Raw genomic sequence first — 14,034 nt, forward strand, 5'->3', positions numbered from 1 at the left:
GGATTTCCGGGCGGCAAGCGCCTGATGTGTCGAGACCTTCGATCGATGTAACCCCCACATCGATAGATCGCGTCCCACCGCGATGAGGGTCTCTTCACCAGAGAAGGCCTCGCCGCCCGGAAACCTAGTGTACACGTTATTGTTACCTGTCGGAAGTTCCGCATCATGACCACACCAGAACCTTTCAAGGAAGTGCCGCATCGCGGCCTGATCACAGTGGCGCTGATGCTGGCGACGGTCATGCAGGCGCTCGACACCACGATCGCCAATGTCGCGCTGCCGACCATGACCGGCGACCTCGGCGCGTCGCCCGACAACATCAACTGGGTGTTGACCTCCTACATCGTTGCCGCCGCGATCATGACGCCGGTGACCGGCTGGCTGGCCGACCGCTTCGGCCGCAAGGAACTGTTCCTGGCGGCGGTTGTCGGCTTCACCGTGTTCTCGATGCTTTGCGGCATTGCCTGGAGCCTGGAGAGCATAGTGTTCTTCCGGCTGATGCAGGGCGTGTTCGGCGCCGCCATCGTGCCGCTGTCGCAGACCTTCCTGCTCGACATCAACCCCAGGGAACGCCACGGCCAGGCGATGGCCATCTGGGGCGCCGGCATCATGCTGGGGCCGATCCTGGGTCCGACGCTGGGCGGTTGGCTGACCGAGAATTTCAACTGGCGCTGGGTGTTCTTCATCAATTTGCCGGTCGGCATCATCGCCTTCCTCGGCATGGCAGCCTATTTGCCGGTCGTTGCCCGGCGGTTCCGCAGCTTCGATTTCTTCGGTTTCGCCATGATTTCGCTCGGCGTCGGCGCACTGCAGCTGCTGCTCGACCGCGGCGGCGAGGTCGATTGGTTTTCCTCGGTCGAAATCTGGATCGAGCTTGCTCTTTCGATCACCGGCTTCTGGGTGTTCATCATCCACACACTGACGGCGGAACGTCCTTTCATCGACCCCAAGATCTTCCTCGACCGCAATTTCGTCACCGGTCTGGCCTTCATCTTCGTCATGGGCGTGCTGATCCTGGCCTCAATGTCGCTGCTGCCGCCGATGCTGTCGACCATCTTCGGCTATCCGACCGTGACCATCGGCGTCGTCCTGGGGCCGCGCGGTGTCGGCACGATGATTTCGATGCTTGTCGTTGGGCGGCTCATGAGCAGGATCGACGCCCGCATCCTCGTCGTCATCGGCTTTCTGCTCACAGCGCAGTCGCTTTACACGATGTCTTCCTTCACGCCGCAGATGGACAATTGGCTGATCCTCAGCTCCGGCGTCATCCAGGGCCTGGGCATGGGCATGGTGTTCGTGCCGCTGTCGACGGTGGCCTTCGCCACGCTCGACGTGCGCTTCCGCACCGACGCCACGGCCCTGTTCAGCCTGGTTCGAAATCTCGGTTCGTCAATCGGCGTGTCGGTGGTGACGGTTCTCATGGTGCGCAACACGCAGGTCAATCACACCGAATTGTCGGCCTTCATCAACCCGTTCAACCCCAATTTGTGGGCACTCTCGCCGGCGGCAGCAGGCGGCGATCCGACGGCACTTTCGCAGGTGGACCGCATGGTCAACATCCAGGCGATGATGATCTCCTATGTCAACGACTTCAAACTACTGATGGTGATGACGCTGGTTGCCATTCCGTTTGTCTTCCTGCTCCGCAAGCCGAAGACCGCTCCGGCCGGCGCCGCCACGCCTGCCGCGCATATGGATTGAGGCGGGCGCCGGTAGCGCTGGCAGCGAGCTGGTTGCCCCTGATGATTTGTCGCTCGGATGATCGTCAAAACCCGCGTGTGCAAAAGAATATCGATAATGAGCCGTTGGAAGTTGATTTGAAATGACATTTGCACCTTTGGTATCTGGTTGCTGACGCCTCCAATTCCGTTACAGTTCATCTTGAATTAGCACATCTGTAACATTGTCAGTCGACTTTCAGTTGGCAGGAGAGAGGCCCTTTCTAGTTTCAGGCGCCAAGCCGGAGGAGGTCTGTTTGGTCACGAAGTCATCCAGAAGATCCGCCGCGACGCGCGCGCCGGTGGGCCTAGCCGCGTTGGCAAGACTGGCGCACGACCATTGCGGCTCTCGAAGGGCAGACCCTGCGCTTCGAGACTGCGATCGAGAATATTTCGCAAGGCATCTGCTTTTTCGATGCCGATGAACGGTTGATCCTGAGCAACCGGCGCTATGCGGAAATCTACCGCATAGCGCCCGAGGAATTGCGGCCTGGCGTGACACTGAGCGAAATCGTCGAGCGCCGCGTAGCCGCCGGCACGGCGGCGACGGCCGCCGACACCTATCTCGCGACGGCTCGCTCGATCAATTCGGGCAAGGCTTCGCGGCTCTGGACCGCCAAACTTGTCGATGGTCGCACAATCCAGATCCGTAACCAGCCGATGCCCGATGGCAGTTGGATCGCCACGCATGAGGACATCACTGAACTCCTCGCCAATCGGCAGATCGTCGACGAGCGCATTTCGCTGCAAGCGCTGATCGACTGGGTGCCCGATTATCTCTGGGTCAAGGATACGCAAAGCCGTTTCGTCGTGGTCAACAGCGCCCTTGCGACCGATAGCGGCCGCAACAAGACCAGCGACATGATCGGATTGACCGATTTTGATCTCCACCCCCCGGAATTTGCGCGGAAATTTCGCCTGGTCGAGCAGCGCCTGCTCAAGAGCGGACAACCAATGATCGACGCGGAAGAGTTTGTCGTGGATGCGTCGGGCGCCGGCAAATGGCTTTCGTCGACGAAGGTGCCGTTGCGCAATCGCCAAAATGAAATCTTCGGCCTGGTTGGCATCGCCCACGACATCACCGCCCGCAAACAGGCGGATGTCCTTCGCAGCGGGCAGGCGCAGATCCTCGAAATGATTGCCACGAGCGCGCCGCTGGAGGACGTGCTCGACCGCCTCATGCGCTTCGTCGAGGCTCAGTTGAAGGGGATATTCGGTTCCGTCCTGCTGCTCGACAAGGACGGCATTCATTTGCGTCACGGTGCGGCGCCGGGCCTGGCGAAAGCCTACACGAGCGCCATCGATGGGGCGGCCATCGGTCCCAAGGTGGGATCCTGCGGAACCGCCATCTACCGGCGGGAACCGGTCATTGTTACCGATATTCTGCAGGATCCGCTTTGGGACGACTACCGCGAACTGGCGGCACCCCATGGCTATCGTTCGTGCTGGTCAACCCCGATCCTGTCGCATCGGGGCGTCGTGTTGGGCGCCTTTGCCATGTATTCGATGACCGTGCGCGAACCCACCCATGCCGAGACCCGCCTGATCGAATTCACCACACACATTGCCGGCATCGCGATCGAGCGCAAATTGGCGGAAGACCAGATCCACTTCATGGCCAACCATGATGCGCTGACCGGCCTGCCCAATCGCGCTTTGCTGGAGGATCGGCTTTCCCAGGCGGTCCTCTACGCGCAGCGATACAATCGCTGGATGACGGTGGTGTTCATCGATCTCGACAATTTCAAACTGGTGAACGATACGTTTGGCCACAATGCCGGCGACGAACTCCTCAAGACCGTCGCCAGCCGTTTGGTTGGATGCGTGAAGGCCACCGACACCGTCGTGCGGCTTGGCGGCGACGAATTTGTCATCGTCCTGTTCGACCAGACCACCAATGTCGATGTGGTCTCGGAAACCCTGCAGACGATCAGGGATGCGATCGCGGAACCGGTTCTTGTCGGAGAGCATCGGCTGAGAACGACGGCCAGCATCGGCATCGCAAATTATCCGAAGGACGGGACCAGCCCGGATACGCTGTTGGCCAATGCCGACGCCGCCATGTATCGCGCCAAGGAATTCGGCCGCGACAATTTCCAGTTCTATGCCCCCGAGTTCAACTCAACGGCACATGAAAAATTCCTGCTTCAGGAGGAATTGCGAAACGCGCTCGCCCGGTCGGAATTCGCTCTGCACTATCAGCCACAGGTGGATCTGCGATCGGGGCAGGTCTTCGCCGTCGAAGCGCTGGTGCGCTGGAACCATCCGACGCGAGGCCTGGTTTCGCCGGCGATGTTCATCCCGACCGCCGAGGAGACCGGGCTGATCGTGCCGCTCGGCGACTGGATCCTGCACGAAGCCTGCCGGCAGAACAAAGCCTGGCAGCGCGCCGGTCTGTCGCCCGTAACCGTCTGCGTCAACGTGTCGGCGCGGCAGTTCCGGGAGAAGAACCTGATCGACCGCGTCGTCAACGCGTTGAAGGAAAGCGGCCTGGAGGCGAGGTATCTCGAGCTCGAAGTGACGGAAAGCCTGATCATGCAGGATTTCGAGCTGGCGGTCGCAACGATGAACGGACTGCAAAAGCTCGGCGTGCAGATATCGATCGACGATTTCGGAACAGGCTATTCCAGTCTCAGCGCCCTCAAGACGTTTCCGGTGGCGCGGCTGAAGATCGACAAGTCCTTCATCAACGATCTCGCGACCGACGAGAACGATCAGGCGGTCACTGGCGCCGTGATTTCCCTGGGGCAGAAGTTGAACCTTCGGGTGCTGGCCGAAGGTGTCGAAACGGAAGACCAGGTCGCCTTCCTGCGCAAGAACAATTGTGACGAGGTGCAGGGCAATTATTTCAGCAAACCCCTGTCGGCTGGCGATATCGGCAAGCTGATCGCGAAAGGCTGACGGCTGGCTCGCGCCTTAACCGCTGGCTGCTATTTTCCGAGCACCAGGCTCCAGTAGCGGATGGCGCTGTCGCGTCCGTCGCGTACATAGGCGAGGCCGAAGCGGCTGAAATCCGGATCGAGCATGTTGCGGCGGTGGCCGGCCGAATGCATCCAGATGTCGAACAGTTTCTGCTGGTCGAAGCGGCCCTCCGCGATGTTCTCGGCGGCGGCGCCCCGCACGCCATTGTCCTTCATCCGCGACGCGAAATCCTTTCCCCAGCCAGTCGTGTGGCTCATGCGTTCGCGTGAGGCCATATAGCCGGCCTGCTGCCGAGCGGCCTGCTCGAGCTGGGCGTCCGGCACCAGCGCCGGCAGTCCGGCCGAAGCTCGGATGCCGGCCAGCGTCGCGGTGGCGGAGGACGAGACACCGGCGCCTTCGCCGGTCGGCACCGAGACCGTGCTGCAAGCAGCGAGGCCGGCCATGGCTGCAAGGCCGATCAGCAGTAGGCGCCTGTTTGGTTTTGGACTTGCTGCGCCAGAGCGGGTTTGCGCGAGCGGGTGATTGGTGGTGCAGATCATTGTCATGCCTGCCTGACTTAGCGGCGATCATGGCTTTTGCCGGGCAGGGCCGCGAAAATCTCAATCGCGGGCCTCCGTGCAGGTTCGGCCGGCCGATTCGAATGGGAAGGTTGGCGGCCGATGTAGTCTCGGCGCGTTGCGTCCGATCAGCGTTGCGCGTCGGTCGCCATTTTAAGCGCCAGCGCGGCGAGCACCGTCCCCATCATCCAGCGCTGGATGACCATCCATAGCGGCCGTCCGGCAAGAAAGGTGGCGATCGAACCGGCCGTTACCGCGATGATGGCATTGACGGTCAGGCTGATCGAGATCTGCGTGGCGCCGAGCACCAGAAGCTGCGACAGCACATGGCCCTTGCCCAGCGAGATGAATTGCGGCAGCAGCGACAGATAAAGCACCGCCACCTTGGGGTTGAGGAGATTGGTCATCAGGCCCATCGCGAACAGCTTGCGCGGCCTGTCCCTCGGCAGTTCGCGCACCTGGAACGGCGAGCGCCCGCCGGGCCGCACCGCTTGCCAGGCGAGCCATAGTAGATAGAGCGCGCCGGCAATGCGCAGTGCGTCGTAGGCAAACGGCACGGCAAGCAGCAGCGCGGTGATGCCCAGCGCAGCCGATACGACATAGAACAGAAAGCCGACCGCCACGCCGCCGAGCGAGATCAGCCCGGCCTTGGGGCCTTGCGACAGCGAGCGCGAGATCAGGTAGATCATGTTCGGCCCGGGCGTCAGCACCATGCCGAGGCAGACCAGCGCGAAGGCGAGATGGTTGGCGGTTTCGGGCACGAGCGATCTCCGGGAAGCGGTGACGATACCCATCACGCGTTTTGACTCACCGCAAGAGCATGATGGCCGGAGCCTTTGCGCCAGCGTCGAAAATGACGAAAGCGGCGAAGCCGCCAAATTTCCCCCGCAAGGTGGGGAAGATCAGCAGCTTCAACCCTCAGCTCACCACGCGCAGGTTCGAGAGCTCGTTGGCGATTTCCTTGAAATTGTCGGACAGCGTGGCGCCGGTCGCGTTCCAGAACAGTTTTGCAGGCTTGCTCGGGTTGGTCGGATCCTTGCGGAAGCGCGAGTCCGACGAGCACGTCTTCAGTGCCTCCATCGCGCTCTTGTCGCCGGCGTCGGTCGTCGACATGTCGAGCGCTACCGTCATCACCATGATGTTGGCCGCCTTGGCGTTGTTGCACAGCGTCGCCATCTGCTCGTTGAGCGCGGCGGTGTAGTTGCTCGACGAATAGTTGAGCTGGCCGATGGCGCTCGACGTGCCGCCGAACAGGCGCGTGACCGCAGTGCCGTTGTAGCCGACGCCGGTATAGCCATAGGCGGCATAGGTCGACTTGTTGCCGGCGGGATCGCTGCTGGGCACCGCATAGGTGTTCTCGCCGTCGGTGAGCACGATGAGCACCTTGTCGTTGCCGCGCTCCGTCTCAGGACGTCCTCCTGTGAAAGGCTCCGTGCTGGAGACGGTGCGCCAGCCCCAGGCCATGCCTTCCGGCACATTGGTGAAGCCGTTCGGCGCCATCAGGTCGATCGCAGCCTTGATCTTGGTCAGCCCGGCGGTGTTGGAGACGTCGGTCAGCGGCGTGATCGGTGTCGTCGTGCAGCTGTAGTTAGGACCTGCACCCGTCCCCAGCACCGGAGCATTGATCGGCCGTGGCTGGAAATACTTGGCCATGTTGGACTGCCTGGTCTTGGCGGTGGTGCTCGCCGGATCGTCGTTCCACCAGCTGTTGGCTGCGCCATAGGTCTTGGGGGCCACCTCGTCGGGGTCCTGCGTTATGTACCAATGATTGCCCGGCTCATCCGGCGCAAACATCGGCACGAACATGGTCGCGGGATCGCCGACGCCGGTGCCGGTGTTGTTCGGTCCGCCGGAGGCCGGCGCGTCGTTGACATTATAGGGATAGGGCCGCACTTCGACGCAGCCCTGCCAGCTGGCGAACGGTCCATATGTGTCGTTGTAGTCGTATTCGTTGTGGCTGTCCGAGCATGTATGATTGGGGCGATATTTGTCGCAGACCACGCGTTTGCTGCCGACGATGCGCTCGTGGCTGGTGACCACCTTCATGTCGCGGTAGAGCGAGAAGCGGGTCAGCATCTGCCCCTCCTGCTCACCCCAGCCAATGCCTTTCTTGTACCAGATGCCGCCGATCTTCTGGGCATATTTGTCGGCTGCGTTAAGCGTGGACCAGGCGAAATTCTCATTGTGGATGGGCGACAGCCCGTAGGCGTCGATCCACGACGCGTTGTCGTTGCTGGCGCCGACATTGACCGAGGCGGCGAACGGCACAAGGCTGAACTGGACCGGCTTGTCGATCTGCTTGATCATCGCGGCCTGCAAGGCAAGCGTGTCGACGAGCTGCTTGGCGGCTTGCTTGAGAAGGTCGATGCGCTTTTGTCCGGCACCCGTGCCCGTGTTCGACATCGACCCCGAATTGTCGAGCACCATGGCCACTTCCAGCGTGTTCTTCAGCCGGACTTGCGAACACACGGAGTAGGTGACGTTTTCCGACGTCCTGCCGATCAGCATCGCCGCTGCCGGCAGGAAATAGGGCTTGTAGACCAGGCTGGCGCACAGCTTGACGATGCCGCCGCCGGTCGTGCTGCTGGGCAGCGTAACGCTGAGCGTCGTGTCGGCGGGATCGACGTCGTTGAGGTTTGCCTTGAAGAAGTCGAGCGCATAGGCCCGCAACTGGTCGTCGGTGGCGCCTTCCACCAGCCGGCGCGCGGTGGCGAAGTTGGCGGCGTCGAGTGCGTTGACCACCCTTTGCTTCTCGCTGACCACGCCGGTGTAGTCGACAGCCATTGCCACGCCGCCCATCAGTGGCACCATCGCCACAACGGTCATCAGAGCGTAATTGCCGCGGCGGTCACGCCAGAAGTCACGCCGGAATGTGCGCCAGAGTTCACGCATGTGATGTAAGCGGCCCCGCCTGCGGATTCTTCAATGCCGCCACAGTTTCACAAAACGTTGAAGGACGGGTTTGGGAAACTGCTCGATTGCGCGGATAGCGCTTCACCAGGCGCTAACCAAATGCGCCAGCTGCCGAACGCAAAACGCCCCGCCGAAGCGGAGCGCCTTGTTCGAAAGATCGCGCCGATCAGCTGACGATGCGCAGGTTCGACAGTTCGTCGGCGATTTCCTTGAAACTTTGCGACAAGGTGGCGCCGGTCGCGTTCCAGTACAGCTTCGCCGGTTTGCTCGGGTCGGTCGGATCCTTGCGGAAGCGCGAATCCGAGGAGCATTTCTTGAGCGCATCTATGGCAGTCTTTTCCGCCGGCTTGGAACTAACAAGGTCGAGCGAGACGGTCATCAAGAGAATGTTCGAATTCTTCGCATTGGCGCAAAGGGTTTGCATCTGCTCGTCAAGCGCGGCCGTGTAGTTGGTCGCCGTATAGGTTGTCTTGGCGACGGTCGTGTTGACGAACAGGCGGGTCGCAGGCTCCACTGGCTTCGGAAAATTAGGGCCGGTGTAGCCATAGGCGGCGTAGGTCGATCCATTCTTGGCGTAGTTGCTGGTCATGTCGTTGCTGGGGCCGATGCTATAGGTGTTTGCGCCGTCGGTCAGGACGATGACCACTTTGTCGTTGCCTCTTTCGGTGTTCGGCCGGCCTTGCGTAAAAGGCTCGTTGCTCGACACCGTCCGCCAGCCCCAGGCCAGCCCTTCCGGCACGTTGGTGTTGCCCGTCGGGGCCATGGCATTGATGGCATCCGTCAGGATTTTCTTGCCATCGGTGGTGGTTATGTCCTGCAACGGCGTGATCGCGGCGGTCGTGCATGCCGAATTGGGTCCATCATCGGCCGCAGCGGCTGCTGCGTCCCAGGGCTTTGTCAGAAAATACTTGCGCATATCCGCCTGGCGTTTGGGGACAGTCAGCGTGTCGGAATAATCGATCCACCAATTGTTGGCGTAACCCCACGTCGATGTGCTGGTGCGAGTTGTGTCGGTCCAGAAATTGCCAGCTTCGTCCGGCGCGAACATCGGCACGAACATGGTGGCGGGCGTCCCAGTGGTCGGCGACGTGTCGTCGTCATTATAGGGATACGGCCTCGCCTCCACGCAGCCCTTCCAGGCTTCGTATTTGGCGACGACGGAGGTCTTGCAAGTGCCGTTCGAGTTTTTCTTCGTACAGGTCGTTGCCATCATGTCCTGATAGAGGGTGAAACGCGTCATCTCCTTGTCTTTGTCTGTGCCCCAGCCCGTGCCGCGCTGGTAGTAAACGCTGCCTACTTTTTCGATCCATTTGGTGGCATTTGCCGCCGCTGTCATCGTCGACCAATCGAAGTTCTGATGATGGATCGGGGAAATGCCGGTCGTGTCCAGCCACGTCGGCAATGGAGCCGGGGGGATCGGAGCGCCGACATTGACCGACGCAGAAAACGGGACCAGCGAGAACTGCACCGGCTTGGTCACCTGCTTCATTTGTGCGGCCTGGAGCGCCATTGTATTGACAAGCTCGGTCGCGGCCTTCTTGAGCAAATCTATTCGCGGCTGGCCGGTGCCGGAGCCGTTGATGCTCATGGAGCCGGAATTGTCGAGCACGAGAGACACTTCCAGCGTGTTCTTGAGGCGGATCTCGGAGCACGCGGAGGTTTTGGCATCGGTGGACGTTCTTCCGATCAGCATGGCCGCCACCGGCAGGAAATAGGGGTGGAACGTCAAACTGGCGCACAGCTTCAGCGTGCCGCCACCTGCGTTGTTGTTGGGCAGCGTCACCGTCAGGGCCGTATTGGCCGAGCTGACCTTTCCGAGATTGGCTTCGAAGAAATCCTTCGCATAGGCCTTGACTGCCGTGTCGGTCGCCCCGGTGACGATCTGCTGTGCCGTGGCAATCCCAGCGGCATCCAGCGCGTTCAGCATGTTCTGCTTCTGGCGCAGGAGATCGGTGTAGTCGATTGCAAGCGCCAGCGCGCCCATCAAGGGCACCATGGTGATCACTGCCATCAAGGCATAGTTGCCGCGTCTGTCGTTCAGAAATCTGCGGATCATGCCTTCAGCACCCCTGCCAGGACCCAATATCGGTCCGAAGATGCCCACAAAATCGTTAAATTTCAGGTTGCTGAAATGCGTTCAACATAGGCCCATCTTTTCAAGGCTCGTTAACCACTCGGCCCTGGTGATCAGCGGTGCGACATTGTTTCGATCGACCGAAGCTGGGGAAGGGTGGTTCCTGCCTGTTGCAACCTTCGATCAGCCCGTTGCGCAACAGCCTGGCAAGTGCCGAAAAGCTGGTGACAGGATGAAACGCTTCGGTTAATGCGGGGCCGGTTGCGGCGGACCGTCGGCTGCAGCTCTCGCAATGATCGTCACAGCAGGAAAACGGCATGGCGGATTCGCCTGACATCATCGGCTCGCTCGCGGATTTGTCGGGCGCCTACTCGGCCATCCTGTGCGATGTCTGGGGCGTGATCCACAATGGCGAATGGCATTTTCCGGCGGCTGCCGAAGCGCTTGCCGCCGCGCGTGCGGCTAAGGTCCCGGTCGTCCTGATCACCAACTCGCCGCGCCGCAATGCCGATGTGGTGGCGCAGATGAATGCGATCGGCGTTCCCGCCGCCGCCTACGACCGCGTCGTGACCTCAGGCGATGTGACCCGCGACCTTATCGCCGAAGGCCCACGAAAAATCTTCCATATCGGCGCCGACCGCGATTTCACCCTCTATGACGGTCTCGACATCGAGCTCGTCGAGGAGTTCGAGGCCTCCGGCGCGGTCTGCACCGGGCTGTTCGACGACGAGGTGGAAACGCCTGAGGATTACGCCGATCTGCTGCGCCGGCTGCGCGCCAGGAACCTGCCTTTCATCTGCGCCAATCCCGACATCGTGGTCGAACGCGGCGAGCGCATGATCTGGTGCGCCGGCGCCTTGGCGCGCGACTATGCCCAGCTTGGCGGCCGCACGCTGATCGCCGGAAAACCTTATGCGCCGGTCTATGACGTAGCGCTGCGGGAGGTTGCCGTGCTTCTCGGCCGAGACGTCGCGCGCACCGAGGTGCTGGCCATCGGCGACGGCATGATGACCGACGTCAAGGGCGCCGCCGACAACGGCATCGACGTGCTTTACGTCTCGGGCGGCATTCACGCGCGCGACTATGGCGATCCCATGCAGCCGGACCCCGCCAGGCTTGCAGCCTTTCTGCAAAAGCACGGCTGCCGGCCGGTCGCCGTCATTCCGAGACTGCGGTAGGGTTGCTGCATGAGCGCAGCTTTCGAACACATTTCAGCAACCGCGCCGCTGCCGCCGCATTTGCGCGGCGGCGTGGTGGCGATCGGCAATTTCGACGGCGTCCATCGCGGCCACCAGGCGGTGCTCGATCGCGCGCTTGCCGAAGCCGGGCGGCGCGGCGTGCCGGCGCTGGTGCTGACCTTCGAGCCGCATCCGCGAAAAGTGTTCAGGCCCGATATGCCGCTGTTCGTATTGACGCCGCCGCCGATGAAGGCGCGGCTGCTGTCGCATCTGGGCTTTGCCGCACTCGTCGAACAGCCGTTCACGCGCGCCTTTGCCGGCCTGTCGGCCGAGGCTTTCGTGACCGATGTGCTGGAGACGAACCTCGGCATCACCCATGCCGTCACCGGCTTCGATTTTCACTTCGGCAAGGACCGGCAGGGCGGTCCTGCGTTTCTGATGGCGGCAGGCGAGCGCCATGGTTTCGGCGTCACCCTGGTCGACGCCTTTCGCGACGAGGGCGCCGAGGTGGTGTCGTCGAGCCGTATCCGCGAGCTGCTCTGCGAGGGAGAGGTCGCCGAGGCAGCAGGCCTGCTCGGCTACCGCTTCACCGTCGAAAGCGAAGTGATCGGCGGCCAGCAGCTCGGCCGCACGCTCTGCTTCCCGACAGCCAACATGAGGCTTTCGCCGGAAACGACTCTGAAGGAAGGGATTTATGCCGTCCGCTTTCGCCGCGCCGACGGCACGCTCTATGATGGTGTCGCCAGCTTCGGGCGTCGCCCGACTGTCGACGACAATGGCGCGCCGCTGCTCGAAACCTTCGTCTTCGACTTTGCCGGCGATCTCTATGGTGAGATCTGCGACGTATCGTTCTTCGGCTTTTTGCGCCCCGAGGTGAAGTTCGATGGGCTCGATGCGCTAGTGGCACAAATGAAGCGCGACGAGGCGGAGGCGCGCGCGCTGCTGGCCGGCGTCAGGCCGCTTTCGGATCTGGACGGCGCCATCGCTTTTTGAGCCTTCCGGCCGCTTACCTCTTCAAGCCCCTACTTCTTCAACGCCAGTCCGAGAGCGATGAAGCTCCAGCCCTGGAAGATCAGGTCGATGGCCAGGAACAGGCCGAGCACCCACAGGCTGTTGACCGGCCAGCCCATGGCGATGGTCAGCCCCGCCAGCACGCTGATCAGGCCCGCCGCGACGACCCAGCCCCAGCCCTTTTCCGGTCGGTGGCTATAGCCGACCCAGGCCCTGAGCGCGCCTGAAGCGACCAGCGCCACCGCCAGCAGCAAGGTCAGCACCGTCGAGGCCAGAAGCGGATTGTCGAAGGCAAAGAAACCGGCAACGGCATAAAGTAGGCCGCTGAGCAGCCAATAGAAGAAGCGGCTCCAGCTTTTCACGCCGAAGGCATGCACGATCTCGATGATGCCGGCCATCAGCATCAGCCATCCCACGACATAGACCGAGGCGACGGTGGCGATGAACAGATTGCCGAAGGCAATGCCGCCGAAGATGAGCAGCAGCACGCCGAGCGCGACGAACCATCCCCATTTGTCTCGTGTCCGGCCGATCGCGTCTTTCAGGGTGTCACCGTGCAGGGTCATAGCCGCATCTCCTCAAAGTCACTTGCATCAAAGATCGCCTGGCTTGTCGCCGTCGCTGAGGTTAATCCCGGCGTCGGCACCCGTCCAGCGATGCCGGGCAGCTCCCAAGCCGCGATCTCTGTCTCGGATTTAAATCAAATTTTACCAAACGGCCGTCAAAGCTGGGGCAGGGCGCGGCTGTGTTGTGTTAGTGGAGTGACCATGAGTCCGGTCAGGAAAATGTCTGCGGTTGTGGCGGCGATCATGCTGGGTGCGCCCACTGTGGCAAATGCGGGCGAGGGTACTTCCGGCTGGCTCTCGGGCGACTGGTACCTGACGCTTGGCGCCACCGGTATCGTCGCGCCGAAATTCGAGGGCTCCAACAGCTATCTGCTCAGCGCATCGCCGATCATCTCGCTGGGCAAGGCCGGCCCGGCCGCGCGCTTTACCTCGCGCAACGACAACATCTCGCTGGCGCTGGTCGACGATGGCGGCGTCCGCGCCGGCCTGACCGGAAAGTTCCTGTTTTCACGCGACAGCAAGGATGAACTCAAGGGCCTCGGCCCGGTGCGCTGGGGCGGTGAGGTCGGCGGCTTCTTCGAATTCTACCCGACGGATTGGTTGCGCGCCCGCGCCGAATTGCGCCACGGCATTCGTGCCCATAATGGCTTTGTCGCCGACATCGCCGCCGATGCCTTCTACGATATCACGCCGACGGTCAGGATTTCGGGAGGCCCGCGCGTGTCCTTTGCCTCATCGAGCTATTTCGACTCCTATTATGGCGTCAACGCCAAGGAGGCTGTGGCCTAGGGCCTGAGCGAATACCATCCTGGCGGCGGCCTGAAATCGACCGGACTCGGCGGCGCCATCACCTGGAAGGTCACCGACCCGATGACCGCCAGCCTGTTCGGCGAATATGCGCGCCTGATAGGCCCGGCCGCCGATTCCAGCCTGGTCAAGGAGCGCGGCGACCGTAACCAGTTCACGGTCGGCGTCTCGACCACCTATCGCTTCGACTTCGCGATGTAAGTGAATCGAACAAGAGACGCTTTATTCCTACGGCTTTCTCCGCTAAAAGCCCGGGAATGACGAGCTTTTCACGCGTTCGCGCGCTGA

Annotated in this window: 9 protein-coding genes and 1 pseudogene; 5 read left to right on the plus strand and 5 right to left on the minus strand. The window is 61.8% G+C overall.

Annotated elements, in window-relative coordinates; translation table 11 throughout:
- Nucleotides 1-165 precede the first annotated feature (165 nt).
- Both NKJ76_RS13075 and NKJ76_RS13080 read left to right on the plus strand, forming a co-directional pair.
- Nucleotides 166-1,701 carry a DHA2 family efflux MFS transporter permease subunit gene (locus NKJ76_RS13075; RefSeq protein WP_352537585.1) on the plus strand — a complete coding sequence of 512 codons (1,536 nt, stop codon included), beginning with the start codon at nucleotides 166-168 and terminating at the stop codon, nucleotides 1,699-1,701.
- Between the two features lie 419 nt (nucleotides 1,702-2,120).
- On the plus strand, nucleotides 2,121-4,619 hold the full coding sequence (locus tag NKJ76_RS13080) for an EAL domain-containing protein (protein WP_502902303.1): 2,499 nt from the start codon (nucleotides 2,121-2,123) through the stop codon (nucleotides 4,617-4,619).
- A gap of 29 nt (nucleotides 4,620-4,648) precedes the next feature.
- Here the strand turns inward: NKJ76_RS13080 and NKJ76_RS13085 are convergent, their stop codons facing one another.
- From NKJ76_RS13085 to NKJ76_RS13100, 4 genes are all read right to left on the minus strand, one after another.
- A complete protein-coding gene (locus tag NKJ76_RS13085) occupies nucleotides 4,649-5,083 on the minus strand; it encodes a CAP domain-containing protein (protein WP_023700638.1) in 435 nt (144 codons plus the stop codon).
- 242 nt (nucleotides 5,084-5,325) lie between these two features.
- Entirely contained in the window at nucleotides 5,326-5,958 is a 633-nt protein-coding gene (locus NKJ76_RS13090; protein ID WP_352537586.1) for a LysE family translocator, read from the minus strand.
- A gap of 157 nt (nucleotides 5,959-6,115) precedes the next feature.
- On the minus strand, nucleotides 6,116-8,089 hold the full coding sequence (locus NKJ76_RS13095; protein WP_352537587.1) for a TadE/TadG family type IV pilus assembly protein: 1,974 nt from the start codon (nucleotides 8,087-8,089) through the stop codon (nucleotides 6,116-6,118).
- Between the two features lie 187 nt (nucleotides 8,090-8,276).
- The gene (locus NKJ76_RS13100; protein ID WP_352537588.1) at nucleotides 8,277-10,166 is read right to left on the minus strand and encodes a TadE/TadG family type IV pilus assembly protein; all 1,890 of its coding nucleotides are present in this window, start codon (nucleotides 10,164-10,166) and stop codon (nucleotides 8,277-8,279) included.
- A 335-nt stretch (nucleotides 10,167-10,501) separates the two neighbouring features.
- On the opposite strand from NKJ76_RS13100, the gene NKJ76_RS13105 reads away from it, so the two are divergent.
- The gene (locus tag NKJ76_RS13105) at nucleotides 10,502-11,362 is read left to right on the plus strand and encodes a TIGR01459 family HAD-type hydrolase (protein WP_352537589.1); all 861 of its coding nucleotides are present in this window, start codon (nucleotides 10,502-10,504) and stop codon (nucleotides 11,360-11,362) included.
- Between the two features lie 9 nt (nucleotides 11,363-11,371).
- Nucleotides 11,372-12,355, plus strand: a complete 984-nt coding sequence (locus NKJ76_RS13110; RefSeq protein WP_023752077.1) for a bifunctional riboflavin kinase/FAD synthetase — start codon at nucleotides 11,372-11,374, stop codon at nucleotides 12,353-12,355.
- A 29-nt stretch (nucleotides 12,356-12,384) separates the two neighbouring features.
- Here NKJ76_RS13110 and NKJ76_RS13115 read toward each other — a convergent pair whose 3' ends face one another.
- Entirely contained in the window at nucleotides 12,385-12,939 is a 555-nt protein-coding gene (locus NKJ76_RS13115) for an HdeD family acid-resistance protein (RefSeq protein WP_023715211.1), read from the minus strand.
- A 201-nt stretch (nucleotides 12,940-13,140) separates the two neighbouring features.
- Between NKJ76_RS13115 and NKJ76_RS13120 the strand changes: the two are divergent.
- Nucleotides 13,141-13,947 (plus strand): annotated as a pseudogene (locus NKJ76_RS13120) (MipA/OmpV family protein).
- The last annotated feature ends 87 nt before the right edge of the window (nucleotides 13,948-14,034 follow it).

This window comes from Mesorhizobium sp. M0029 (assembly GCF_040323735.1).
Classification (GTDB): domain Bacteria; phylum Pseudomonadota; class Alphaproteobacteria; order Rhizobiales; family Rhizobiaceae; genus Mesorhizobium.

Bases quoted from the DNA above. Each gene is read 5' to 3' on its own strand.
- NKJ76_RS13075 (WP_352537585.1), top strand. From the start codon at position 166: ATGACCACACCAGAACCTTTCAAGGAAGTGCCGCATCGCGGCCTGATC.
- NKJ76_RS13085 (WP_023700638.1), bottom strand. From the start codon at position 5,083: ATGGCCGGCCTCGCTGCTTGCAGCACGGTCTCGGTGCCGACCGGCGAA.
- NKJ76_RS13095 (WP_352537587.1), bottom strand. From the start codon at position 8,089: ATGCGTGAACTCTGGCGCACATTCCGGCGTGACTTCTGGCGTGACCGC.
- NKJ76_RS13100 (WP_352537588.1), bottom strand. From the start codon at position 10,166: ATGATCCGCAGATTTCTGAACGACAGACGCGGCAACTATGCCTTGATG.
- NKJ76_RS13105 (WP_352537589.1), top strand. From the start codon at position 10,502: ATGGCGGATTCGCCTGACATCATCGGCTCGCTCGCGGATTTGTCGGGC.
- NKJ76_RS13110 (WP_023752077.1), top strand. From the start codon at position 11,372: ATGAGCGCAGCTTTCGAACACATTTCAGCAACCGCGCCGCTGCCGCCG.
- NKJ76_RS13115 (WP_023715211.1), bottom strand. From the start codon at position 12,939: ATGACCCTGCACGGTGACACCCTGAAAGACGCGATCGGCCGGACACGA.